This is a genomic window from Pseudonocardia acidicola (genome assembly GCF_012911935.1).
In the GTDB taxonomy this organism is placed as follows: domain Bacteria; phylum Actinomycetota; class Actinomycetes; order Mycobacteriales; family Pseudonocardiaceae; genus Pseudonocardia; species Pseudonocardia acidicola.
Window position 1 is genome coordinate 67,837 of sequence record NZ_JAAXLA010000010.1, and the last position, 22,674, is coordinate 90,510.

General features: G+C 73.3%; 28 protein-coding genes. 14 read left to right on the forward strand and 14 right to left on the reverse strand.

Translation table 11 applies throughout. The features are described 5' to 3' along the window. Positions 1–91: 91 nt before the first annotated feature. The gene (locus tag HF526_RS07890) at positions 92–592 is read left to right on the forward strand and encodes a GNAT family N-acetyltransferase (RefSeq protein ID WP_169380681.1); all 501 of its coding nucleotides are present in this window, start codon (positions 92–94) and stop codon (positions 590–592) included. Positions 593–723: 131 nt separating this feature from the next. Here the strand turns inward: HF526_RS07890 and HF526_RS07895 are convergent, their stop codons facing one another. After that, positions 724–1,161 carry a hypothetical protein gene (locus tag HF526_RS07895; protein ID WP_169380682.1) on the reverse strand — a complete coding sequence of 146 codons (438 nt, stop codon included), beginning with the start codon at positions 1,159–1,161 and terminating at the stop codon, positions 724–726. A 34-nt stretch (positions 1,162–1,195) separates the two neighbouring features. On the opposite strand from HF526_RS07895, the gene HF526_RS07900 reads away from it, so the two are divergent. Together HF526_RS07900 and HF526_RS07905 are read left to right on the forward strand one after the other, a co-directional pair. Then, a complete protein-coding gene (locus tag HF526_RS07900) occupies positions 1,196–2,134 on the forward strand; it encodes a diacylglycerol kinase family protein (protein WP_169380683.1) in 939 nt (312 codons plus the stop codon). A gap of 418 nt (positions 2,135–2,552) precedes the next feature. After that, positions 2,553–2,804, forward strand: coding sequence for a WhiB family transcriptional regulator (locus tag HF526_RS07905; protein ID WP_075950692.1), 252 nt, complete (start codon positions 2,553–2,555; stop codon positions 2,802–2,804). Between the two features lie 186 nt (positions 2,805–2,990). Here HF526_RS07905 and HF526_RS07910 read toward each other — a convergent pair whose 3' ends face one another. Together HF526_RS07910 and HF526_RS07915 are read right to left on the reverse strand one after the other, a co-directional pair. After that, the gene (locus tag HF526_RS07910) at positions 2,991–4,493 is read right to left on the reverse strand and encodes a sensor histidine kinase (RefSeq protein WP_169380684.1); all 1,503 of its coding nucleotides are present in this window, start codon (positions 4,491–4,493) and stop codon (positions 2,991–2,993) included. Positions 4,494–4,529: 36 nt separating this feature from the next. Then, positions 4,530–4,745 carry a biotin/lipoyl-binding carrier protein gene (locus HF526_RS07915; RefSeq protein ID WP_169380685.1) on the reverse strand — a complete coding sequence of 72 codons (216 nt, stop codon included), beginning with the start codon at positions 4,743–4,745 and terminating at the stop codon, positions 4,530–4,532. A 96-nt stretch (positions 4,746–4,841) separates the two neighbouring features. Here HF526_RS07915 and HF526_RS37315 point away from each other — a divergent pair, with 96 nt between their 5' ends. After that, the gene (locus HF526_RS37315; protein ID WP_410479402.1) at positions 4,842–4,916 is read left to right on the forward strand and encodes a 50S ribosomal protein bL37; all 75 of its coding nucleotides are present in this window, start codon (positions 4,842–4,844) and stop codon (positions 4,914–4,916) included. Between the two features lie 81 nt (positions 4,917–4,997). Here HF526_RS37315 and rsrA read toward each other — a convergent pair whose 3' ends face one another. Both rsrA and HF526_RS07925 read right to left on the reverse strand, forming a co-directional pair. Next, positions 4,998–5,333, reverse strand: a complete 336-nt coding sequence (gene rsrA, locus HF526_RS07920) for a mycothiol system anti-sigma-R factor (RefSeq protein WP_169380686.1) — start codon at positions 5,331–5,333, stop codon at positions 4,998–5,000. After that, positions 5,330–6,025, reverse strand: coding sequence for a sigma-70 family RNA polymerase sigma factor (locus tag HF526_RS07925; RefSeq protein WP_338051361.1), 696 nt, complete (start codon positions 6,023–6,025; stop codon positions 5,330–5,332). The genes rsrA and HF526_RS07925 overlap by 4 nt, the downstream gene beginning before the upstream one ends. A 228-nt stretch (positions 6,026–6,253) precedes the next feature. Here HF526_RS07925 and ybaK point away from each other — a divergent pair, with 228 nt between their 5' ends. Continuing rightward, on the forward strand, positions 6,254–6,727 hold the full coding sequence (ybaK, locus tag HF526_RS07930) for a Cys-tRNA(Pro) deacylase (RefSeq protein WP_169380687.1): 474 nt from the start codon (positions 6,254–6,256) through the stop codon (positions 6,725–6,727). Between the two features lie 109 nt (positions 6,728–6,836). After that, positions 6,837–7,955: a hypothetical protein gene (locus HF526_RS07935; protein ID WP_169380688.1), complete on the forward strand. Its 1,119-nt coding sequence runs from the start codon at positions 6,837–6,839 to the stop codon at positions 7,953–7,955. Here the strand turns inward: HF526_RS07935 and HF526_RS07940 are convergent. Then, positions 7,930–8,565, reverse strand: a complete 636-nt coding sequence (locus HF526_RS07940) for an alpha/beta family hydrolase (protein ID WP_169380689.1) — start codon at positions 8,563–8,565, stop codon at positions 7,930–7,932. The genes HF526_RS07935 and HF526_RS07940 overlap by 26 nt on opposite strands. Beyond that, positions 8,562–9,347, reverse strand: a complete 786-nt coding sequence (locus tag HF526_RS07945; RefSeq protein WP_169380741.1) for an SOS response-associated peptidase — start codon at positions 9,345–9,347, stop codon at positions 8,562–8,564. Before HF526_RS07945 ends, HF526_RS07940 begins: the two co-directional genes overlap by 4 nt. Positions 9,348–9,396: 49 nt before the next feature. Here HF526_RS07945 and aroA point away from each other — a divergent pair, with 49 nt between their 5' ends. Both aroA and rsgA read left to right on the forward strand, forming a co-directional pair. Further along, a complete protein-coding gene (aroA, locus tag HF526_RS07950) occupies positions 9,397–10,674 on the forward strand; it encodes a 3-phosphoshikimate 1-carboxyvinyltransferase (RefSeq protein WP_169380690.1) in 1,278 nt (425 codons plus the stop codon). 7 nt (positions 10,675–10,681) lie between these two features. Next, on the forward strand, positions 10,682–11,698 hold the full coding sequence (gene rsgA / locus HF526_RS07955; RefSeq protein WP_169380691.1) for a ribosome small subunit-dependent GTPase A: 1,017 nt from the start codon (positions 10,682–10,684) through the stop codon (positions 11,696–11,698). A 246-nt stretch (positions 11,699–11,944) separates the two neighbouring features. Here the strand turns inward: rsgA and pruA are convergent, their stop codons facing one another. Beyond that, positions 11,945–13,585, reverse strand: a complete 1,641-nt coding sequence (pruA, locus tag HF526_RS07960; RefSeq protein ID WP_169380692.1) for an L-glutamate gamma-semialdehyde dehydrogenase — start codon at positions 13,583–13,585, stop codon at positions 11,945–11,947. Positions 13,586–13,707: 122 nt separating this feature from the next. On the opposite strand from pruA, the gene HF526_RS07965 reads away from it, so the two are divergent. Together HF526_RS07965 and HF526_RS07970 are read left to right on the forward strand one after the other, a co-directional pair. Continuing rightward, positions 13,708–14,247 (forward strand): DUF1707 SHOCT-like domain-containing protein, encoded by a 540-nt coding sequence (locus HF526_RS07965; RefSeq protein WP_169380693.1) that lies wholly within the window; start codon positions 13,708–13,710, stop codon positions 14,245–14,247. Between the two features lie 262 nt (positions 14,248–14,509). Further along, entirely contained in the window at positions 14,510–15,136 is a 627-nt protein-coding gene (locus HF526_RS07970; RefSeq protein ID WP_169380694.1) for a hypothetical protein, read from the forward strand. 20 nt (positions 15,137–15,156) lie between these two features. On the opposite strand, the gene HF526_RS07975 is transcribed toward HF526_RS07970, so the two are convergent. From HF526_RS07975 to HF526_RS07990, 4 genes are all read right to left on the reverse strand, one after another. Then, positions 15,157–15,441: a protealysin inhibitor emfourin gene (locus HF526_RS07975; protein ID WP_211176910.1), complete on the reverse strand. Its 285-nt coding sequence runs from the start codon at positions 15,439–15,441 to the stop codon at positions 15,157–15,159. Further along, a complete protein-coding gene (locus tag HF526_RS07980) occupies positions 15,438–16,475 on the reverse strand; it encodes a M4 family metallopeptidase (protein WP_211176911.1) in 1,038 nt (345 codons plus the stop codon). The genes HF526_RS07975 and HF526_RS07980 overlap by 4 nt, the downstream gene beginning before the upstream one ends. Positions 16,476–16,787: 312 nt before the next feature. Then, the gene (locus tag HF526_RS07985; protein ID WP_169380695.1) at positions 16,788–17,294 is read right to left on the reverse strand and encodes a DUF6912 family protein; all 507 of its coding nucleotides are present in this window, start codon (positions 17,292–17,294) and stop codon (positions 16,788–16,790) included. Between the two features lie 3 nt (positions 17,295–17,297). Continuing rightward, the gene (locus HF526_RS07990; RefSeq protein ID WP_169380696.1) at positions 17,298–18,707 is read right to left on the reverse strand and encodes a WS/DGAT/MGAT family O-acyltransferase; all 1,410 of its coding nucleotides are present in this window, start codon (positions 18,705–18,707) and stop codon (positions 17,298–17,300) included. A gap of 68 nt (positions 18,708–18,775) precedes the next feature. Between HF526_RS07990 and HF526_RS07995 the strand changes: the two genes are divergently transcribed. From HF526_RS07995 to HF526_RS08005, 3 genes are read left to right on the forward strand one after another with little or no spacing between them, the layout of a single operon-like run. Continuing rightward, positions 18,776–19,549 (forward strand): TrmH family RNA methyltransferase, encoded by a 774-nt coding sequence (locus HF526_RS07995; RefSeq protein WP_169380697.1) that lies wholly within the window; start codon positions 18,776–18,778, stop codon positions 19,547–19,549. A gap of 47 nt (positions 19,550–19,596) precedes the next feature. Then, complete coding sequence (locus HF526_RS08000) at positions 19,597–20,817, forward strand: alpha-hydroxy acid oxidase (protein WP_169380698.1); 1,221 nt, start codon at positions 19,597–19,599, stop codon at positions 20,815–20,817. A 44-nt stretch (positions 20,818–20,861) separates the two neighbouring features. Then, positions 20,862–21,155: an antitoxin gene (locus tag HF526_RS08005; protein ID WP_169380699.1), complete on the forward strand. Its 294-nt coding sequence runs from the start codon at positions 20,862–20,864 to the stop codon at positions 21,153–21,155. A gap of 43 nt (positions 21,156–21,198) precedes the next feature. Here HF526_RS08005 and HF526_RS08010 read toward each other — a convergent pair whose 3' ends face one another. Together HF526_RS08010 and HF526_RS08015 are read right to left on the reverse strand one after the other, a co-directional pair. Beyond that, entirely contained in the window at positions 21,199–21,573 is a 375-nt protein-coding gene (locus HF526_RS08010) for an HAD-IA family hydrolase (RefSeq protein WP_169380700.1), read from the reverse strand. 10 nt (positions 21,574–21,583) lie between these two features. Continuing rightward, on the reverse strand, positions 21,584–22,054 hold the full coding sequence (locus HF526_RS08015; RefSeq protein WP_169380701.1) for a MarR family transcriptional regulator: 471 nt from the start codon (positions 22,052–22,054) through the stop codon (positions 21,584–21,586). 102 nt (positions 22,055–22,156) lie between these two features. On the opposite strand from HF526_RS08015, the gene HF526_RS08020 reads away from it, so the two are divergent. Next, positions 22,157–22,666 carry an Rv3235 family protein gene (locus HF526_RS08020; protein WP_169380702.1) on the forward strand — a complete coding sequence of 170 codons (510 nt, stop codon included), beginning with the start codon at positions 22,157–22,159 and terminating at the stop codon, positions 22,664–22,666. Positions 22,667–22,674 lie beyond the last annotated feature (8 nt).

Genomic DNA, 22,674 nt, shown 5'->3' on the forward strand with positions numbered 1-22,674 from the left:
ATCACACCGATGATCGGGCGAATCGGGAGGATTCGGTGCGACGGCTCGGGGCGTGGCCGGCAGCCGAGGCCCGGCACGGGATCCTGGGCCGGTGAACGACGCGATCCGCCCGATGCGGGAGGACGACCTGCCCGAGGTCGTCGCCATGGTCCACGAACTGGCCGACTACGAGCGCGAGCCCGAGTCGTGCCTGCTGACGCCTGCGCAGTTGCGTACCGCGCTGTTCGGCCCGGCGCCGGCGCTGTTCGGCCACGTGGCCGAGGTGGCGGGATCCGACGGCAGCCGCCGCGTCGTCGGCTGCGCGCTGTGGTTCCTCAACTTCTCCACCTGGAAGGGTGTGCACGGCATCTACCTGGAGGACCTCTACGTCCGGCCCGAGTACCGCGGCCACGGGCTCGGCCGGGCCCTGCTGGCCACGTTGGCCGGGATCTGCACCGAGCGCGGCTACGCCCGCCTGGAGTGGTCGGTGCTCGACTGGAACACGCCCTCGATCGGGTTCTACCGCTCGATCGGCGCCGTCGGCATGGACGAGTGGACCACGTTCCGGCTCACCGGCACACCGCTGGCCGATCTGGCGGCCGATCGCAGCTGAGTTCGGGCCGGCGCCCGACCTCCCGCCGCCGAACGCTGCGCAACGGCACTCGATTGCTCGCGCCGGCCACCAGATCGCAGAGTTCGGCGTCGGATGGGCGCGGCGGACCGGCTCCCGGCCGACCCGGGCGCTCAGCCGCGCTCGCGCGCGTCGGGCAGGTCCATTCCCATCGACCACATCCGGGACCGCTCGCTGATCAGCAGCAGGAACGTCGTGACGACCACGACGCCGGCGAGGATCCCCCACAGCAGCTGCCGGGACGGCCCGATCAGCGAGTAGACGACGGGCAGCAGCAGCAACTGGGCGACGATCGCCGGCGTGCGGGCCCACCGCCTGCCGATCACCAGCCCCCGGCCCACCGCGACGAGGGCGCCGCCGATCACCGCGAAGTAGACGGCCTCACCGATGGCATTGCCCACACCGGTGTGCGCGCCGATCGTGCGAACGGCCACCACCACGGCGAACGCCACACCCAGCAGGCCCTGGGCTACCACGCTCCAGCCCGCCAGCCGGACCTGAGGCGGCGGCCCGGCGGGAGCGGGCGGCGGCTGAGGGTGCTCGGACGTCACGGGGCCGAGGATAGGCCGGGTTACCCTGCCCTGCGTGCGCGCGCTGCTGGTGGTCAATCCGCAGGCCACGTCGACGACCCCGGCGGGCCGCGACGTGCTCGCGCACGCCCTGGCCAGTGAGCTCAAGCTCGAGGTGCTGCTGACCGCCTACCGCGGCCATGCCGCCGAGGCGACGGCTCAGGCGGTCGCTGCCGGCGTCGAACTGGTGGTGGCGCTGGGCGGTGACGGAACGGTCAACGAGGTCGTCAACGGCCTTCTGGTGGCCAACCACGGGGCAGCCCCGATCGACCCGTGGGCGGCGCCCGCGCTCGCCGTCGTCCCCGGCGGATCGGCCAACGTGTTCGCCCGGGCGCTGGGCATGCCTCGCGACCCGGTGGAAGCCACCGCGGCGATCCTGGCCGCGTTGGAGGCCCGTCGCAGCCGGCTGGTGGGCCTCGGCCGCGCCGACGACCGGTGGTTCACCTTCAACGCCGGCCTCGGCTGGGACGCCGATGTCGTCGCGGAGGTCGAGAAGGCCCGGGCGCAGGGCCGGGAGGCCAGCCCGATGCGCTACGCGTGCACGGCGCTGCGCCAGTACCTGCGCCAGCGCCGCCATCCGCCGGCCATGACCATCCAGGTCCCGGGCTTCGACCCGGTGGGCGGGGTGCGGTTGGCCTTCGTCAGCAACACCGATCCCTGGACCTATCTCAGCGGACGGGCGGTACGGACCAACCCCCGGGCGTCGTTCACCACCGGGCTAGGCCTGTTCGCGCTGCGCGACCTCGGGCTGCCGACGATCGCCCCGGTGCTGCGGCAGATGCTGCGCGCGGACGGCGACCCGCGGGGCCGGCACGTCGTCCGGCACGACGCCGTGCAGTACGTGCGGGTGCGGACGGACGAGCCGCTCGCCCTCCAACTGGACGGCGATCACCTGGGAGAACGCAGTGAGGTCGAGTTCATCTCCGTGCCGGAGGCGTTACGCGTCGTCGTGTGAGAGGGGCAGCTCGTCGCAGCGGAATGGCGCGCATCACCCATCTCGGTGACCAGTGCGGTCCATTCACCGATGCTTGTGGACCGTCGAGCAGCACGGGGCTCGCACCAGCGCAAACACTCCTACAAGGTGGGTCCTGCGCAAGCGAGAGACCGCGGAGATGTTTTCCGCATGGTCCGCCGGACACCGGGTACCCGGGAGCCGGCGGGCAGGTACAGGGTTGATCGCTCATCGTGACGGGCACACGCCGTGGTTACCGAACGTGTGCGCAGGCGCTGCGATGAGTGGGTGAGCATCCTCACCTGAGTGGACCTTGTCCCTTGAAGACCGAGCGCGCTCGTGAAACCATTCACAAGCGCTGAAACAACGTGACAGACGATCGGCGCGACCCCGATCGCGCAATACGAGGAGTAGAGCAACCATGGATTGGCGTCACCGCGCTATCTGCCGCGACGAGGACCCGGAGCTGTTCTTCCCGGTGGGGACCAGCGGGCCTGCGCTGCTGCAGATCGCCGAGGCGAAGACAGTCTGCCGGCGCTGCCCCGTGGTCACCGAGTGCCTGACCTGGGCGCTCGAGAGCGGCCAGGACGCGGGCGTCTGGGGCGGCATGAGCGAGGACGAGCGGCGCGCCCTGAAGCGCCGCAACGCGCGCACTCGCGCACGTACGGCCTGATCTCCCAGGCCCCAGGACACACGAGCATTCAGCTCCCCTGACCGCGGGCCCGACGCCGGACGCCACCGGCTTCGGGCCCGCGGTTGTGTCCGGGCGCACGGGTCGTCTCGGCGCGCCGGCCGGGGGACCGCAGACCGCGGAACCAGCGCGACCACGGCACCGGGGTCATCGATCACAACCCGCAGGTTATCTTCCCAGCATCGGGAGCCGGATGACGGCCTCCGTACCGCCTCCTGACCTGGGCCTCAGCTGCAACGCCGACTCCAGCTCGGAGTCCAGCAGGGTGCGCACGATCTGCAGGCCCAGCCCGTCGGAGGAATTCGGGTCGAAGCCCTCCGGCAGCCCCTTGCCGTCATCGGCCACGATCACGTCGAGGCGCCCGGCCGAGCGCCGCGCCGACACCACCACCTCACCGGTCTCCCCCGGCTCGTAGGCGTGCGCCAGCGCGTTGTGCACCAGCTCGGTCAGCACCAGGACCAGCGGGGTGGCCAGCGCGGCGGACAGCGTGCCGAAGCTGCCGTCCCGGCGTACCTTGGCCCGGCACTCCGCCGTCGCGCCGTCCCCGATCGCCGGCAGCACGGTGTCCACCAGATCGTCGAGGTCGACCTGCTCGGCCACCGAGAACGCCAGCGCCTCGTGCACCAGGGCGATCGAGGTCACCCGGCGCACGCTCTCCGCCAGCGCGCGGCGGGCCTCCGGAATCGCCGTCCGGCGGGCCTGCAGGCGCAGCAGCGCCGCGACCGTCTGCAGGTTGTTCTTCACCCGGTGGTGGATCTCCCGGATGGTGGCGTCCTTGCTGAGCAACGCCAGATCGCGCCGGCGCAGATCGGTGACGTCGCGGACCAGGACCAGCGCCCCGGCCGCGTCCCCGCGCGGGCGCAACGGCAGCGCGCGGACCAGCATCACCGCGCCGCGGGCCCGCACCTCCATCCGCAGCGACGCACGGCCGTCCAGCGCGGCCTGGATGCGGCTCGCGACCTCCGCCGCGTCGAAGGGGTCCCGGACCAGGTCCCGGGTCGCGTCGGCCAGCGTGAGGCCGATGAGGTCGCTCGCGTGCCCCATCCGGTGGTAGGCCGACAGCGCGTTGGGGCTGGCGTAGGCGACCAGGCCGCGCGAGTCCAGCCGGATCAGGCCGTCTCCCGCCCGCGGGCTGGTGTCGGCGCCGGCCACCGCGGCCCGGGGCGGGAAGGTTCCGTCGGCGATCATCTGGCACAGATCGGACGCGCTGCCCAGGTAGGCGATCTCCAGCGGGCTCGGCACCCGCGGCATCGCCAGGTTGGTGTCCCGGGACAGCACCGCGAGCACCCGGCCCGCGTGCCGCACCGGGATCGTCTCGCGGCGCACCGGCACCTCCAGGTGCCAGCGCGGGTCCTCCTCGCGGCAGATCCGGCCCTCGACGACCGCCCGGCGCAGCTGCGGGTTGTCCGCCGCGGTCACCCGCACGGACACGATGTCCTCCGGGTGCGCCGTCGGCGCCGTCGTCGGGCGGGCCTGGGCCACGCAGAGGAACTCCTCGGCCAGCGCCGGGTCCCCGGCACCCCCCGGCGGGCACAGCGGGATCCACAACAGGAAGTCGGCGAACGACATGTCCGCGAGGAGTTGCCATTCGGCGACGACCCGCTGGAGGTGGTCGACGGCGTCGCCGGGCAGCTGCGTGTGCTCGGCCAGGAGCTCGCTGAGTGTGGACAATGCAGTCGATTCAGTAGATCCGGTCGATTCGGCCGCTCAGCCGACGACGGCGATGAGGTCGCCGCTCTGCACGACGTCGCCCTCGGACACGGCCATCTTCGTCACGGTGCCCTCAACCTCGGTGAGCACGGGGATCTCCATCTTCATGGACTCCAGGATGACCAGCGTGTCACCGTCGGCGACCCGGCCCCCTTCGGCGACGACCACGCTCATCACGTTCGCGACCATCTCGGCCCGGATCTCCTCGGCCACTCCTGCGCCTCCTGCTCGACCACCGCTCACGGCGGGGCCCATCCAACCACGTGGGACACTTGTCCCATCCGGACGAACCATCGGTGAGGAGGAACCATGTCCAAGCGTGCACGCAAGCGCCGCGACCGCAAGAAGAGCGGCGCGAACCACGGCAAGCGTCCCAACACCTGAGCTCCCCCACGACGTCGACAGGGGCGGCCGCGCCGGGAACCCACCCGGTGCCGCCGCCCCTGTCCCGTCAGGTACCGCTCTCTACAGGCTCCGCTCGACACGGGTCGTGCGCACCTCGACCGTCGTCCCGCCGGGCCCGGACTCCACCGTCACCTCGGCATGCTCGAGCACCGTGTGCCGGATCTGCTGGCGCAGCCGGTCCTTCAGCGCGTCCGGCGCGTGCTCGCCGCCGCACTTGCGGGCCAGCAACGTCTTGAGCTTCTCGTCGAGGCCGTACTCGGCCAGGCACGGCGCGCACTCGTCGAGATGCCGGGCGAGCAGCTCGCGGCGCGACTGGTCGCACTCGTGGTCGAGGAACAGCCAGACCTCGGCCAGAACCTCGGAGCAATCGGTCTCGTGGTGGTCCCCGCAGCTCACCGGGTCACCTCCTGCTGCTCACTCTGTGCTCCTCGAATGAACCCGCGGTCGCGTGCCGTGTCGGTGAGCATGTCGCGCAGCTGCCGGCGGCCACGGTGCAGCCGGGACATGACGGTGCCGATCGGAGTGCCCATGATCTCGGCGATCTCCTTGTAGGCGAAGCCCTCGACGTCGGCCAGGTAGACGGCCATCCGGAAGTCCTCCGGCAGCTGCTGGAGGGCCTCCTTGACGTCGGAGTCCGGCAGGTTGTCCAGCGCCTCCATCTCGGCCGACCGCAGACCCGTCGAGGTGTGCTCGCTGGCCTGCGCGAGCTGCCAGTCGGTGATCTCGTCGGTGGGCGACTGCAGCGGCTGGCGCTGCCGCTTCCGGTAGCCGTTGATGTAGGTGTTGGTCAGGATCCGGTACAGCCAGGCCTTGAGGTTCGTACCTCGGCGGAACGTCTTGAAGGCCGAATAGGCCTTCAGGAAGGTCTCCTGGACCAGGTCCTCGGCGTCCGCGGGGTTGCGGGTCATCCGCAGCGCGGCGCCGTACAGCTGGTCGATGAGCGGCATCGCATCCCGCTCGAAACGGGCAGCGCGCTCCTCGGCCGTCTCCGCCGAGCCGGCCTCCACCTCGTCGCTCTCGGCGGGCCCCCGCTCGGGCTCGGATGTGGCCGCGGTCGACGGTTGTGGTGTCGCCGGGGTTCCGGGCACCGCGCTCCTCTCACGCGAGATGGGCCCCAGGGCCACCTCGGGGGTTGTCGCCATCGCGGCGACCGGGTATGGCGTCGAGGGTACGCGCACGGCCCGTTCCCGTCGCTTCGACGGTGCATCCATCACTGCGTGCGTCACGTTCGTCCCAACGCAGGCCGCTGCCGGGTGATTCCCGGTTGCCCAGGGTGGCTACCGTCTCGGCCGTGGTGGGAGCAAAGGGGGCCGGCCGTGGCCGGTAGGGGTACGCCGGCGACCGCGCTGCTGGCGAAACACAAGATCGACCATCGGCTGCACGCCTACACCCACCAGGGCGGGCAGGCCTACGGCCCGGAGGCGGCGGAGGCCCTGGGCCTGGATCCGGTCCGGGTGTTCAAGACGCTGGTCGCCGACGTGGACGGTGCGCTGGCCGTCGGGATCGTGCCGGTGATCGCCACCCTCGACCTGAAGGCGCTGGCCGCAGCCGTGGGCGGGAAGCGGGCCCGGATGGCCGACGTCGCCGCCGCCGAGCGTGCGACGGGTTACGTCACCGGGGGCATCTCGCCGCTGGGTCAGCGCAGGCGGCTGCCGACCGTGCTGGACGCCTCCGCCGAAACGCTGCCCACGCTGTTCTGCAGCGCCGGGCGGCGCGGGCTGGAGGTGGAGATCACGCCGGCCGATCTGGCCCGCCTCACCGGCGCCCGATTCGCCCTGATCGCCGCGTAGACCCGCACCTTCCGGCCCGGGCTCGGCGCCGGTCCCACCGGTTTGACCGCACGATTGCAGTGCGGTTAACACCCTTTCACCCGGCCGTGGCGACCCCCATGATGACCGGGTGGCAACGACGATCACGAGCCGAGCGCGCGAGCTCTACGACACCTGGTGGACGCGCGGCACGGCCCCGCGCGCGCTGCCGCCGGCGATGGTCCGCAACGTCTACGGGCTGTGGCTGCTCGCCCTGACGCTGAAGGTGCTCGGCTCGTCGTGGGACGTGTCGTGGCACTTCAAGTGGCTGCGCGACGACCTCGCGCCCCCGCACCTGCTGAACACCACGGGCACGGTGATCGTGGTCGCGCTGGTGGCGTTCCACAGCTACACCGGGTACGGCGTGGACCGCGCGACGCTGCGGCTCATGCAGGCCGGCATCGGGATCTTCCTGCTGGCCGTGCCGCTCGACGTGATCAACCACCGGATCAACGGGCTGGACATCACCGCCTGGAGCATCACCCACGCGCTGCTCTACCTGGGCACCGCGGTGATGCTCGCGGGGGTCGTCCGAGGCTGGTGGCGCTACGGCCCGGCCGGGCGGCTGCGCACCCCGGTGCTGATCCTGCTGTGGCTGTTCGTGCTGGAGAACGTGTGGTTCGCCGCCGGGCAGCAGGAGTACGGGGTGATCGCCGTCGGTGCGTGGGACCGCGGGCGGCCGGAGGCCGAGCCGAGCCTGCTGCAGTTCGCCGCCGACCAGATCGGCCGCCCCGTCGACCGGGTCGCGGTGCTGCACTTCGCGCTGCCGGTGCCGGAGTGGGTGTATCCGCTGTGGCTGGTCGCCGCGGCCGGGCTCGTGCTGGTGCCGGCCCGGTGGATGGTCGGGCGGGCCTGGGCGGCCACCGCGATCGCCGCCGGCTACGTCGCCTACCGCTGTGTGATCTGGCTGGTGCTGGCGGGCGTGGGCTTCCCGATGTCGGCGGTGCCGTTCCTGCTGGTCGGCGTGGCGATCGCGGTCGACCTCGCGTTCGCGGCGCGGCTCCCCGACCTGGCACGGCCGGTGCTCGGCGCGGTCCTCGCCGGGTCGGGCGGGGCCGGCGCGGCCTGGCTGCAGGCCGACCTGCTGATCACCCCGCCGATCGACTACCCGACGTTCGCGACCGGCGCCGTCGTGCTCGGGGTGCTGTGGGTCGCGGTCACGCTGCTGGTGCGCTCGGCCGTGTTCAGCCGGTGGGCCGCCGAGCGCTGAGCAGCCGCTCCAGCCAGTCACCCACCGCGCGGCCTGCGGCGCCGGGGTCGGCCTTGAGCCCGTGGTCCCCGGGCAGCAGCACGATCTCACGGGCGGGTGCCGGGTCCGGCCGGCCGAACGCGTCGCGCTCGCCCTGCACGACGAGCACCGGCACCTGCACCGCGTCGAGCTCGGCGCGCCGGTGCTTCTCCGGCCTGCCCGGCGGGTGCACCGGGAACGCCAGGCACACCACGCCCGCTGCGCCCCCCGCCGCGGCCGTGCGGCACGCCACCCGGGCCCCGGAGCTGCGGCCGCCGAACAGCAGCGGCAACCCGGCGAACGCGCCGTCGGCGAGCTCGGCGACGACGGCGAGCCAGGCCGCGTCCAGCTGCTTGGCCGGGGCCGGCGCCCGGCGCCCGGCCACCCGGTAGGGCTGCTCGACCAGGGCGACGTGCACGCCGGCGCCGAGGGCCGCGGCGGTGGCCGCCGTGAGGTCCACGGCGGCGACGCCGCCGCCGGCCCCGTGCCCCAGCAGCAGCGCGGCCCGGCTGTCGCCGGGAGCGCGGTGCACCTGGACCCGGGCCGGGCCGTGCGGGGTGTCGATCTCGGCTGCGGTGCCGGCCGCCGTCACCGCAGCAGATCCAGCTGCAGCGGCTCCTTGACGTCCTCCGGTGCGAGCCGGTCCAGCAGCTCGGGGCCGTTGTTCTTGACGCTGTTCACCCGGTCCGAGACCGGCCGGATCTCCAGGCGGTCCACCAGCTCCTGCGACGGCGGGACCAGCAGCTGTGCCACGGCCCCGTCCGCCCCGGCGTCCGGGTCGAGCCAGGCCGCCCAGGCCTCCGGCGGCAGGATCAGCGGCATCCGGTCGTGCACATCGGCCATCGGGCCGACCGCGTCGGTGGTGAGCACCGCGGCGGTGACCAGCCCGTCGGGGTACTGGCCCTCGGGGTCGTCCTTCGGCCGCCAGAACTCCCACACCCCGGCCATCGCCAGCGAGCTGCCGTCGCGGTAGTGGGTGTAGTACGGCTGCTTGGCCTTGCCGCCGCGCTGCCATTCGTAGAAGCCGTCGGCCGGGAGCAGGCAGCGCCGCGCGGCCAGCGCCTTGCGGAACGCAGGCTTCCCGGCCGCGGTCTCCGAGCGCGCGTTGATCATCCGGGCGCCGACGGACGGATCCTTGGCCCAGGACGGCACCAGCCCCCAGCGCATCCTGCGCACGGTGCGCTCGGTGACGCCGGGATCGGGGTTGCCGTCGGCGTCGCGCGGGTGTCGCTGCACGACGGCGTAGACCTGCTTGGTGGGGGCGACGTTGTAATCGGGGGACGGCGTCGACCCGGACGACTCCGTGGCGTCGACGGCCTGGAACTCGTCGGCGAGGTCGACGGGGGCCTTGATGGAGGCATAGCGACCGCACATACCCACCATCGTTCCACGGTGGGCCGACGGGATGCGGGAAGATGGCGGCGTGACCCCTTGGCCCGCACCGCACGTCACCGCCCCCGTCCGTGGCACGGTCGCCGTACCCGGTTCGAAGTCGGTGACCAACCGGGCACTGCTGCTGGCCGCCCTGTCGGGCGGACCGGCGTCGGTGGCCGGGGCACCGCCGACCCGGGACACCGCCCTGATGGTCGACGCGCTGCGCGCCCTCGGTGTCCCGGTCGAGGTGGACGGTGAGCGGGTCGTGATCGGGCCGCACGAGGGCCTGCGCGGCGGCGGCACCGTCGACTGCGGGCTCGCCGGCACGGTGATGCGGTTCGTACCGCCGGCCGCGGCCCTCGCCGACGGCCCGGTCGGCTTCGACGGTGACCCGCGCGCCCGGGAGCGCCCGATGGGCACCGTACTCGGCGCCCTGCGCGCGCTGGGCGCGTCCGTCACCGGCGACGCGCTGCCGTTCACCCTGCACGGCACCGGCGGCCTGCCCGGCGGCGACGTGGTGATCGACGCGTCGGCGTCGTCGCAGTTCGTGTCGGGGCTGCTGCTGTCGGGCGCCCACTACGACAAGGGCGTCACCGTCCACCACGACGGCGAACCGGTGCCCTCGCTGCCGCACATCGCCATGACCGTCGACATGCTCCGCGCGGCCGGGGTCGAGATCGACGACGCCGAGCCGAACACCTGGCGGGTGCTGCCCGGGCCGATCGCGGCCCGGGACTGGGTGGTCGAGCCCGACCTGTCCAACGCGTCGGTGTTCCTGGCCGCGGCGGCCGTCACCGGTGGCCGGGTCACCGTCGCGGGCTGGCCCGAGCACTCCACGCAACCCGGTGTCGCGATCCTGTCGGTGCTCGATCAGTTCGGTTGCTCGGTGCAGCCGGGGCCGGACGGGATGACCGTGACCGGGCCGGACGCGCTGACCGGCGTGGATGTGGACCTGCACGACGTCGGCGAGCTGACCCCGACCATCGCCGCGGTGGCGGCGCTCGCCCGCACGCCGTCGCGACTGCGCGGCATCGCGCACCTGCGCGGGCACGAGACCGACCGGCTGGCCGCACTGGCCACCGAGATCACCGAGCTGGGCGGCGACGTCACGGAGACCCCGGACGGGCTGGAGATCCGGCCCCGGTCCCTGCGGGGGCGCCCCGACCGGCCGTGGGGCGCCTACGCCGACCACCGGATGGCCACCGCGGGCGCGCTGATCGGGCTCGTGGTGCACGGCGTCGAGATCGACGACGTCGGGTGCACCTCCAAGACCATCCCGGACTTTCCCGGACGCTGGGCCGCGCTGCTGGCCGGGCGTGCGGGCTGAGGTTCGAGTGAGTCCTCGCGCTCGCGCCCGGGAGTACGACGAGTCCGACGTCCGGGTCCGGCCCGGGCGGCGCGGCTCGCGCCCGCGCAGCAAGCGCCGCCCCGACCACGCCGACGCCACCGAGGCCATGGTGATCGCGGTCGACCGGGGCCGCTGGACCTGCGTGGTCGACGGCGCCGCCGACCGGCCGATCACCGCGATGCGGGCCCGCGAGCTGGGCCGCACCCCGATCGTCGTCGGCGACCGGGTCGGGCTGGTCGGGGATCTGTCCGGCGCGGTCGACACCCTGGCGCGGATCGTCCGCGTCGAGGACCGGAAGACGGTGCTGCGGCGCACCGCCGACGACACCGACCCGTTCGAGCGCCTGGTGGTGGCCAACGCCGAGCAGCTCGTCATCGTCACCGCGCTGGCCGACCCGGAGCCGCGTACCGGCTTCGTCGACCGCTGTCTGGTCGCCGCCTACGCCGGCGGACTGGCGCCGGTGCTGTGCCTGACGAAAGCCGACCTGGCCGACCCGGAGCCGTTCGCGTCGCAGTACGCCGACCTGGACATCCCGGTGATCGTGACCCGGCACGACCGGCCGGCCGAGGGCCTCGCAGCGCTGGAGCAGGTCCTGGCCGGGCGGGTCTCCGCGCTGGTCGGGCATTCGGGCGTGGGGAAGTCGACGCTGGTCAACGCGCTGCTCCCGGACGCCGAGCGGGCGGTGGGGGTGGTCTCGGCCGTCGGCAAGGGCCGGCACACGACGACGGCCGCGCTGGCGCTGCCGCTGCCGGCCGATCGGGGTGGCGGCTGGGTGGTCGACACCCCGGGCGTGCGGTCGTTCGGGCTCGCGCACGTCACCCCGGACGAGATCCCGGCCGCGTTCGACGACCTCGCCGCGGCGATCGAGGAATGCCCGCGCGGCTGTGGGCACCTCGGCCCGCCCGCCGACCCGGAGTGTGCGCTCGATGCGCTGGTGGAACGGGGTCTGCTGCGCCCGGGGCGGCTCGCCGCGCTGCGCCGGGTGCTGGTCGCCCTGCGCTGAGATTCACCCGCTGGCGTGCACCCGTGCGTGGGTTCCGGGCCGGCGGCACCTGCCGGCGGCCTCCGGTGTGGCTGGCGACGCTGCTGATGCCGGCCGCCGCGCTGCTCGTCGGCTGCGCGGTCGACGACACCCCCGACTGGGGCCGGCCGGCGACGGCGCCGAGTGCCACACCACTGCTCTTCGATCTTGCGTCGAGGACGGTGGTGTGGCACTCGACGAGCGGAGCCGCGCACGGGGCGGGCCGCGTCAGGCCATGTGCGGATAGGTGTGGTCGGTGGGCGGGTCGAACGTCTCCTTGATCGACCGCGGACTGGTCCAGCGCTGCAGGTTGTAGATCGATCCGGCCTTGTCGTTGGTGCCCGATGCGCGGGCCCCGCCGAACGGCTGCTGCCCGACGACGGCGCCGGTCGGCTTGTCGTTGACGTAGAAGTTGCCCGCCGCGAACCGCAGTTCCCGGTGCGCGGTGTCGATCGCGGTCCGGTCGGTGGCGAACACCGCCCCGGTGAGCGCGTACGGGGTCGCGGTGTCGATCAGGCGCAGGATCCGCTCGTACTCGCCGGGCACCGCGTCGTCCCACACGTGCACCGCCAGGATCGGGCCGAACAGCTCGGTGGTGAACACCTCGTGCATCGGGTCGTCGCCCACCAGCACGGTCGGCTCCACGAACCAGCCCTCGGCGTCGTCGTGGCCGCCGCCGACCAGGACGTCGAGATCCGTGGCCGCCTTCTCCAGTGCGGTCGCCAGCCGGGAGTAGGCGCGTCCGTCGATCACCGCGCCGCCGAAGTGCGCGAAGTCGGTGACGTCGCCGTAGCTCAACGTGCCGGTCAGCTCGGCGAGGGCGTCGCGCAGCCCGGCGCGCCAGTGCGAGCGCGGGACGAACGCCCGCGACGCCGCCGAGCACTTCTGGCCCTGGTACTCGAACGCGCCCCGGACGAGCGCGGTGACCAGCGGGGCGGGGTCGGCGCTCGGGTGCGCGACGACGAAGTCCTTACCGCCGGTCTCCCCCACCAGCCGCGGGTAGCCGCGGTAGCGGTCCAGGTTCTCCCCCACCGTGCGCCACAGGTGCCGGAACGTCCGCGTGGAGCCGGTGAAGTGGACACCGGCGAGGTCGGGCGCGGGAAGCGCGACCTCGCTGACCGCCGCGCCGTCGCCGGTCACCATGTTGATCACGCCGGGTGGCAGGCCCGCCGTCTCGAGCAGCCGCATCGTGTACCAGGCGGCGAGGGTCTGGGTCGGGCTCGGCTTCCAGACCACGGTGTTGCCCATCAGGGCGGGCGCAGTCGGCAGGTTGCCGGCGATCGCCGTGAAGTTGAACGGGGTGACGGCCAGGACGAAGCCCTCGAGCGGGCGATGGTCGAAGCGGTTCCACACCCCCGGTGACGATTCCGGCTGCTCGGCCAGCACGCGCCGCGTGTAGTGCACGTTCCAGCGCCAGAAGTCGATCAGCTCGCACGCCGAGTCGATCTCCGCCTGCTGCACGGACTTGGACTGGCCGAGGATCGTCGCGGCGTTGAGGGTGTCCCGCCACGGGCCGGCGAGCAGGTCGGCGGCGCGCAGGAACACCGCGGCGCGCTCGTCGAAGGGCAGGTCGCGCCAGGCCGGAGCGGCGGCGCGGGCCGCGTCGATCGCGTCGGCGACATCGCTCGCGGTGGCCTGCGCGCTGACCCCGAGCCGGGAGTGCCGCCGGTGCGGCTGCACGACGTCGATCGGCTCACCGCCCGCCATCCGCTGCCGGCCGCCGATCGTGCTGGTCAGGTCGTGCGGCTCGGCGGCGAGCTGCGCGACCCGCGCGGCGAGCGTGTCGCGCTCGCGGGTGCCGGGGGCGTAGCCGCGCACCGGTTCGTTGCGGGGCGCCGGGACTCCGGTGACGGCGGTGAGGTCGGCCATCTGGTCCTCCCACGGGTGAGCGGGTCGGGGGTCCGTTGAGGTACAGAGTGGCCCTCCGGCCGGGTCGACGGCCACGCCTGGGCGTGATACCCGATCGAGTGAGGCAATGGCATGCTCACGGCATGACACAGGGGGACACAGCGGCGGGCGCCGGGGACCCGCCGCCACTGCGGATCGGCACGGCGGAGCGGGAGTCGGCGGCCAAGGCCCTCGACGAGCACCTCGCGGCCGGCCGGCTCGGTATCGAGGAGTACGCGGACCGTTCGGCCGTCGCCGCGAACGCGACGGTCGCGAGCGAGCTGGCCGCGCTGTTCACCGATCTGCCGGCGCCGCACCCGGTGCTGCCGGGCACCGCCGTGGCCCCCGCCGCCGGTTCGGTTCCCGCCCAGCAGGACGCGGCGGTGCCGGCTCGCGCGGGTGGCGGTTTCCTGGAGGGCTGGGGCCCGCGGATCGTGACGGTCACGCCGATCGTGGCGACGCTGCTGTTCTTCCTGACCGGCTACCAGTGGTACTGGTTCCTGCTGATCCCCGCGGTGAGCGCGCTGGTCTACGGCGGGGTCGGCCGGGGCGGCCCCGGCGGCGAGCTGCACCGCCGCCAGGAGGAGCGCGAGGAACGCCGCGCGCTGCGCGACGAACGCCGCGACCGGCGCCGCGGCCGCTGAACCATCCGGACGGGCGGCGTCGCTCCGCGCCCGTGTCGGTTCACCAGCGGATCTGCGGTGGGCGGACCGAGCCGACGTGCCACCGGCCGTGCCGCGGCCCGTGCGGCGCTCGTCAGATCGCGGTAGCGGCTCATCGGGCGAGCATCACGCACCGCGCCGTCGCCGGTCGGCCGGATACACCCGAGGTCCGACGGCCCTGGTAGCTCCCGGTGCGGCCGAGGACCGTGCAGACCCCGGGGCAGGGATCGCCCCACGAGGCGTGGTGAAGGGGAAGCCCATGTACGTCCGGTACATCATCGTCAACGGCGACCCGGCCAAGATCGACTCCTCCGTCGAGTACCTGGAGCAGGCCGCTCGCCCCCGGGTGGAGGCGACCGCGGGCAACAAGGGGTTCGTGACTCTCACCGGTGTCGAGGCCCGGATCACGGTCGCAGGGTCCTACTGGGGAAACGCCGAGGCGCTGGGGGCGTCGAGGACGGCGCTGGCGCCGCTGCGCGAGGAGGTGGAAGCCGCGGCAGGCGGCCCGCTCAGCGTGGAGGAGTACGAGGTCGCACTCGGTTTCCGGCAGTCGATCCCGGCGCGCGGCGCCGTCGTCCGGTTCTCACGGCTGGAGGTCGAGCCGGCAGGGGCCGATGACGCGGTCGTCCACCATCGCGAGGAGACGGTGCCCCGGCTGAAGGGGGCGCCCGGCCTGTGCAGCTTCCAGTTGTTGCTCGATCGGGAATCGGGCCAGGGCATGGTCGTCACCGCCTGGGAGAACGAGCGCGCCGCCGCCGACTTCTGGCCCACGGCCCAGGAGTTGCGCACCCAGGCCACCGAACGGGCCGGCGTCCACTACACCGGTATCGAGCACTTCAGCATGGTCCACACGTCGGTGCAGCTCGACTGAGCGGCCTGCTCCTGTCGTCCCTACTCCTGGTGCAGCACCCGCTCCACGAGGGTGTGCAGCGGACCGTGGAGGTCGGGTTCGGCCACGGTCACCGTGCGGCCGTCCACCTCGACCCGGTAGGTGAAGCGATCCGGCTTGTTCTTCGGTCTCGACACGCTGTCGAGCCTCGCGGTCTTCACGAGTTCATCCCACTCCGAGGCGTCCGCGCGCTGAGCCGTGTCGACCGAGCGCTGCAGGCGCAGCCCGGCGAACCCGCCGGTGCGGGTCACGGTGATGTGCATACCCGGCTCCCGAAGGTAGGTCATGAAGGCGATGCCACCTCCACGGTCACCCCCACACCATCCCACGCCGCGCGCACTGCTGCGGCGATCCGGGCGCCGTCGGGCAGACTCGCCGCGGCCCGCACGGTGACCGCGGCGAAGGCCGCGAAGCCGGGGTTGCGGTCCAGTTCCGGGTCGAGCACCGTGGCGTACCAGACCGGGCCGACGGTCTCCCAGGCGTAGCCGCCCGACGCGACGGCGGCGTCGTGGAAGGCCTTGTTCGGGATCCCGGAGTTGATGTGCACCCCGCCGCTGTCCTCGCCGACCTGCACGTAACGGTCCATGTGGTCGGGTTGCGGGTCCTTGCCGAGCATCGGGTCGTCGTAGGCGGTCCCCGGGGCGGCCATCGACCGCAGCGCGACACCCTGCACGGCCGGCCCGAGGATCTCGTCGCCGATCAACCAGTCGGCCTCGGTGACGGACTGCTGCCGGGCGTGCTGCTTGACCAGCGTGCCGAACACGTCGCACACCGACTCGTTCAGCGCGCCCGTCTGGTCGTGGTAGGCGAGGTCTGCCTCGTCGGCCAGGATCCCGTGCATGAGCTCGTGACCGATCACGTCCAGCGCCCGGGTGAACCGCAGGAACAGCCGGCCGTCCCCGTCACCGAAGACCATCCGCGCCCCGTCGAAGAACGCGTTGTCGTAGCCGCGTCCGTAGTGGACGGTCGCCAGCAGTGGGCCGCCGGCGCCGTCGAGCGAATCCCGGCCGTGCACCTGCTGGAAGTAGCGGTACACCGCGCCGAGCCCCTCGTACGCCTCGTCCGTGGCGGCGTCCCCGGTGGCGGCGTCGCCTTCGCCGCGGACCAGCCGCCCCGGGGTGGTCTCCCGGCCGCCGGCGTCACTGATCTCCCGGGTCAGCCCGGAACCGGACCGCGGCCGCCGTGGCAGCCGGGCCAGCGTGCGCCGGTGGTGCTCGACCCACAACGCGGTGCGGGCCTCCGAGGCCAGCGCAGGGTCGCTGCCTGCCACCCGCTGCAGAACGTAGGGCGGGACGATCGTGTGCATCCGGGGAGCAGCCATGCCCGACATGCTCGCGGCCGACACCGACATTCCGGATCGATGCTCGTCGTCGACGACCCGAGGTCCGACGCGGACGCATCCGCCTGCGCATGCGCATCCGCGACCGGGGTGAGAGTGCCGCCCGCCGCCTGGCCGGTGCCGTCGAGACCGGCGCGATCGCCGTGGCGAGGAACAGCGCGGCGGCGAGACGACGGCGATGCGGTGACGCATGGCGGTGGCTCCCTGGCCCGGCCGGTGCTGCTGGCAGCGGGTTGCCCGGCCGCGGAGCGGCCCTCATCCTCAGAAGAGGGGTATCCGGGACTTCTCGCCCGGTCAGCCCAGTTCGACCAGGAACGCGACCTCCGACGGTCCGTACCAGGCCAGCTCGTGGTCCTCGGCCTCACCGATCAGGAACTCCGCGTCCATGTCGCCGAGGTCGGCGGCGTCCACCGCACCGGCGGCCTGGCGCACCGCGTGCTCGGCCTCCTCGGTGTCGACGTGCACCGAGGCGATCGCCTCCATCGGCACCGAGCCGTTGATCCGCACCGCGGCGTCATCCAGATCGGGGCGCAGTTTGACGTCGTCGACGTCGGCGGACACGACCACGCGGCGGGCCGGGGTGCCGTCCTCGCCGAGGCCGAACTCGACGCCGAGCAGCCGCAGCGACGCCCGCGCCGCCTCCGACATCGCGGCGTACTCCAGTTCCTCGTCGTCGCCTGCGGTGTAGGCCTCGCGCAGCCGCGGGGTGAGCGCGAACGCGGTGCCCCCGATGGGCTCGAACTCGCCGGTCGAGACCAGCTTCGCCAGCATCGGCCAGGTGGCGGGCAGGTAGACACGCATGAGTCAGCCCACCGTCGCGAGCAGCTCGTCGAGGGACTCGTCGACGAGCCCGGCGAGCACGTCCACGTCGGGCATCGCGTCGCGGTCACCGTTGAAGCCGTAGTAGACGCCGCCGTCGTAGCTGGTCAGCCCGATGGCGAGCGCCTGGCCCTTGGCCAGCGGCACCACCGGAAACATCTCGAGCATCCGCGCGCCCGCCGCGTAGAGCGGGAACTGGGGTCCCGGCACGTTGGTCACCACCAAGTTGAAGATGCGCTTGGAGAACCCGCTGGCCGCGCGAGCCCCCAGGGCATGAAGCGTAGGCGGCGCGAAGCCGCCGATCCTGACCAGGGTGTCCGCCCCGACGGATTGACCGGTGGAGGTGTGCTCACGCATCGCGTGCGCGACGTGGTGCAGCCGCACCACGGGACTGGGCTCGCCGACGGGCAGGTCCACCAGGAACGACGACACCCGGTTGCCCAGCGAGCCCGCGGTGGCCGAGCTGGGCACGTCGGCCTCGCCGCGCACCGACAGCGGCACCATCGCCCGCACCGACGACGACGCCGTGACCGGCTCGCCGCGGGACAGCAGCCAGTTGCGCAGCGCCCCGGCGATCACGCTGAGCACCACGTCGTTGACCGTGCAGCCGTGCGCGGTACGGATCCGGCGGTAGGCCTCCAGCTCGGTGCGCGCGATCGCGAACCGGCGCTGTGTCGAGATGTCCACGTTGAGCGGGGTACCCGGCGCGCGGCGGCTGGCCGTGCGGGCCATCGTGAACAACTTGCCCAGCCCGCCGACGACCTTGCCCGCCGTCGCGATCGCGTCACCCGCCGCGACCCGCACGTTCTCCACGAGCTCGCCGGGACGGGCCACCATGTCGCCGACGGCCTCGAGCAGCAGCCGGGCGTCGCTGGGCTCCGGGTGCGGCATCCACAGCTGCTCGGCGACGACCCGCGGCTCGGGCGAGACGTCGAGGATCACCTGGCCGATGTCGATCGCGCTGATGCCGTCGACCATCGCCTGGTGCGTCTTGGTGATCACCGCGGTGCGGCCGTGCGCGAGACCCTCGACGAGGTACATCTCCCACAGCGGCCGGGTGTGGTCGAGCGGGCGGGACATCAGCCGGGCGACGAGTTCGGCCAGCGCCTCGTCGGAACCCGGCTTGGGCAACGCGGAGCGGCGCACGTGGTAGGCGACGTCGAAGTCCTGGTCGTCGACCCAGACCGGGCGCGCCAGGTTGCCCGGGACGTGGCGCACCTTCTGCCGGTAGCGGGGCACCAGCGCGATCCGCTGCTCGATCAGTTCGACGAGATGGTCGTAGTCGAGACCGGACTTCGGACGCCGGAAGATCGCGACACCGCCCACGTGCATCGGCGTCGTGGCCTGCTCGAGGTACAGGAAGGACGCGTCGAGCGCGGAGAGCCGGGGCGGCATGGCGGTGATCCTACGGTCGCGGCGGGGTACCGACCGCCTGCCGGCACGACAGCTGGCACGCTCGTCACGTGCCCGCCGATCCGTCCACCCCGCCCCCGCGGTCGCCGAAGGACACCTTCATCACCGTCTACGGCCGCAAACCGGTGCTCGAAGCGCTCGACGACCCGACCCTGAAGGTCGACAAGGTGATCCTCGCCGACACTGCGCACGGCGAGCCCGTACGGGCGATCACCGCCGCCGCCCGGGCCCGCGGCGTGCCGGTGCAGCGGGCCAGTGCGCACCGGGTGAAGGTGCTCGCCGGCAACGGCCGGCACGACCAGGGCGTGCTCGCCGACGTGGTGGCGCCGCGGATGGCGCCGCTGGCCGAATTCCTGGACGGGCTGGGCTCCCGGCCGGCGTCGGTCCTCGTGCTCGACCGGGTCACCAACCCCGCCAACGTCGGCATGGTGCTGCGCAGCGCCACCGCCGCCGGGCTCGACGGCGTGCTGCTGCCGCGGCGGGGCGTCCCGTCGATCGATCCGCTGGTGGTCAAGGCGTCGGCCGGGGTCGCGTTCTCCGCGCCCGTGCTGCGCTCCGCGACCGCCGAGGAGGGCTGCGCGGAGTTGCGCGCGGCCGGCTTCGCGGTGTTCGGGCTGGACGCGGGCGGGCAGTCGCTGCTGGACGCGGCGCTGCCGGAGCGGGTGGCGCTGGTGCTGGGCAACGAGACCGACGGCCTGTCCCCCGCCGTGCGCGCCGAGCTGGACGGGACGCTCGCGATCCCGATGCACGGCGGGGTGGAGTCGCTGAACGTGGCCAGCGCGGCCGCCGTCGCCGCCTACGAGCTGCTGCGCCGCCGCAGCTAGGTCCGGGCCGGTGCCGGGCCCGGCGTTTTCTGCCTAGGGTGACCCGCATGGTGCAGCGTCGGCTTCCTCGTCCCGCGGAACTTCGTCCCCTGTTGCGGCCGGCCCCGATCAGATGGGACGCCACCGAGCGCCGCCTCGCCCGGGCCGCGAGCATCGCCGACCTGCGGGCCATCGCCCGGCGCCGGACGCCGCGTGCGGTGTTCGACTACACCGACGGCGCGGCCGATGGGGAGCTGAGCCTGAACCGGGCCCGGCGGGCGTTCTCCCGCGTCGAGTTCACACCGACCGTGCTGCGCGACGTCTCGGAGGTCGACACCGGCCGGACGATCCTGGGCCGGCGCTCGACGCTGCCGTTCGCGTTCGCCCCCACCGGGTTCACCCGGATGATGAATCACGAGGGCGAGCGGGCCGTCGCGGCGGTCGCCGAGAAGGTCGGCATCCCGTACACGCTCTCGACGATGGGCACGACCACCATCGAGGACGTCGCGGCCGCCGCCCCGGGCGCCCGCAGATGGTTCCAGCTCTACCTGTGGCGCGACCGTGCCCCGGCCAAGGACCTGGTGCAACGCGCCGCCGACGCCGGCTACGACACCCTGATGCTCACCGTCGACACCCCGGTGGGCGGGGCCCGGCTGCGCGACGTGCGCAACGGGCTGACCATCCCGCCGGCGTTGAGTCTCAAGACGTTCGCCGACGGCGCGATGCACCCGAACTGGTGGTTCAACCTGCTCACCACCGACCCGCTGACGTTCGCCAGCCTGGAGTCCACCGACGGCACGGTCGCCGACCTGATCAACCGGGTGTTCGATCCCGCTCTGACCATGGCCGACGTCGAGTGGCTGCGCGGCACCTGGCCCGGCAAGCTCGTGGTGAAGGGCATCCAGAGCGTCGAGGACGCGCGCCGGGTGGTGGACGCCGGTGCGGACGGGGTGCTGCTGTCGAACCACGGCGGCCGCCAGCTGGACCGCGCCCCGGTGCCGATCGAGCTGGTCGAACCGACGGTCCAGGCGGTCGGCGACCGGGCCGAGGTGTTCGTGGACACCGGCATCACGAACGGCGCGGACATCCTCGCCGCGATCGCGCTCGGCGCCCGGGCCGCCCTCGTGGGCCGCGCCTACCTCTACGGGCTGATGGCGGGTGGGCGGCTCGGCGTCGAGAAGGCCGTCGCGATCCTGGCCGGGGAGATCACCAGAACCCTGCAGCTCATCGGGGTGAACAGCGTCGACGAGCTGCGGCCTTCACACGTCCGGTTACGCCCGTACGAGTGAGGCTCGGGCTGCGCTCCGGGGCGAACGGCGCCATGGTGAGGAGCATGGGATTCCTGGACAAGGCGAAAGACCTGCTCGGCCAGCACGACGACAAGGTCGACGAGGGCCTCGACAAGGCCGGCGACCTGGCCAAGCAGCGCTTCGCCGGGCATGACGACCAGATCGACACCGCTGTCGGCAAGGCCAAGGAAGCGACGGGCGGGGGCGACACCACGGCCGCTCCGGCGCAGGCCGCCCCGGAGCACCAGGCCGAGGGCGCCGAGCACGCGCCCGAGGTGCCGGGCGGTCCGCAGCCGGACGTCCCGGCCGGACCGGGTCAGGAGCCGCCCCAGCAGTGAGCTGGCGATCCGCGGCGTCCGGCCGGGCGCCGCGGACCCCCTCTCACGGCAGTTCGAAGAGGATCTCCAGCTCGGAGATCGTCACCGCCGGGTCCTCGTGGCGGACCGTGACCGCACCCGCTGCCCGGGCGCCTCGGACGTTCACCGGTAGGTCGTCCACCACCACACACTGCTCCGGCGTCAGGCCGAGCATCGCAGCGACCCGGCGGAACGCCTCCGGGTCCGGTTTGCGCGTCCCGCCCGCCGCGCCCAGCACCACGACGTCGAACAATGCCGAGCACGCCTCGGGCACCCGGTGCGCGTCGGACAGCAGCGCCGTGCGCACCCCCGCCGCCCGGGCCCGGCGCGGCACGTCGAGCAGCTCGGGGCCGTCGGTCAGCACCCCGCCGTAATCCATGATCAGTCCGAGCAGTGGCACCGGTCCGACGCTAGTCGAGGTCCGGCTCGTCCTCGGTGACCGCGGCGAGCACCGCCAGTAGGTAGTCGCGGATCACCTGCTCCTGCTCCGGTGGCGGATGCGGCATCCGGTCCCGGAGGATGGCCGCGACCTCGGCGAACGCAGTGAGCGACCGCTCCCGGCCGGCTTCGGTGATCGAGAGCCGGACGACTCGGCGGTCCGCACGGTCGCGCTCGCGGCGCAGCTCTCCCGCGTCCTCCAGTGCGTCGACGACCGGGGTCAGGGTGGCCGGGGTGACCCCGAGCGTGCCGGCGAGTTCCCGGTGCGACAGACCGTCGCGATGCGCGAGCACACCGAGCACTCCGATCGAGGTCGACGTGAGGCCGTGCTCGGCGACCGTGCGCCGGTAGTGCCGCGCGACCGCCTGCCCGGTCCGGGACAGCAGTGCGCCCAGCGGCATCCGCTCCGGCCTCGCCTCGAAGAAGCTCTCCACTCCCGCCACGGGAGGGACCGTATCGTCCCGAACGATACGGCAACATATCGTTCGAGGCCGGATGACCGGAATCCGCCGTGCTGCCCGACGGCGGCCGAGCAGGCTGCGGGTATGACCACGACCACGGTCGCTCCGCCCGGCGCCCCCGCTCCCCAGCGCGTGCAGCCGCGGTTGCGCGCGCTGCGCTACGAACCGGAACCCGACACCGGGCCGGCCCAGTTGGCGCTGCCGACCGGGACCCCCGGACCTCCCCCGCCGCCGGGGCGGCCCCCGGCGGCGCAGCGCACGCTGGAGGACGGGACCGTGCGGCGCCACGCGCAGGGGATCGTGCGGCTCATCCTCGAGGTGCTCGACGGGCGCCGGCCGGTCGCCCATCTGAACCGGCACCTGGAACCAGGTCCGCTGCGGTACGTGGCGGCTGCGGCGGGGACGCGTGGCGGCGCCCGCCGGGACGGATCGGCCCGGATGCGGTCACTGCGCCTGGACCAGCCCCGGCTCGGCGCCGCAGAGGTCGCGGCGGTGTGCCTGCTCGGTGGCCGGATCCGTGCGCTCGCGGCACGGTTCGAGTTGTTCGACGACGCGGTGGGCGGATGGCGGTGCACCGCGCTGCGGATCGGGTGAGCGGGCCC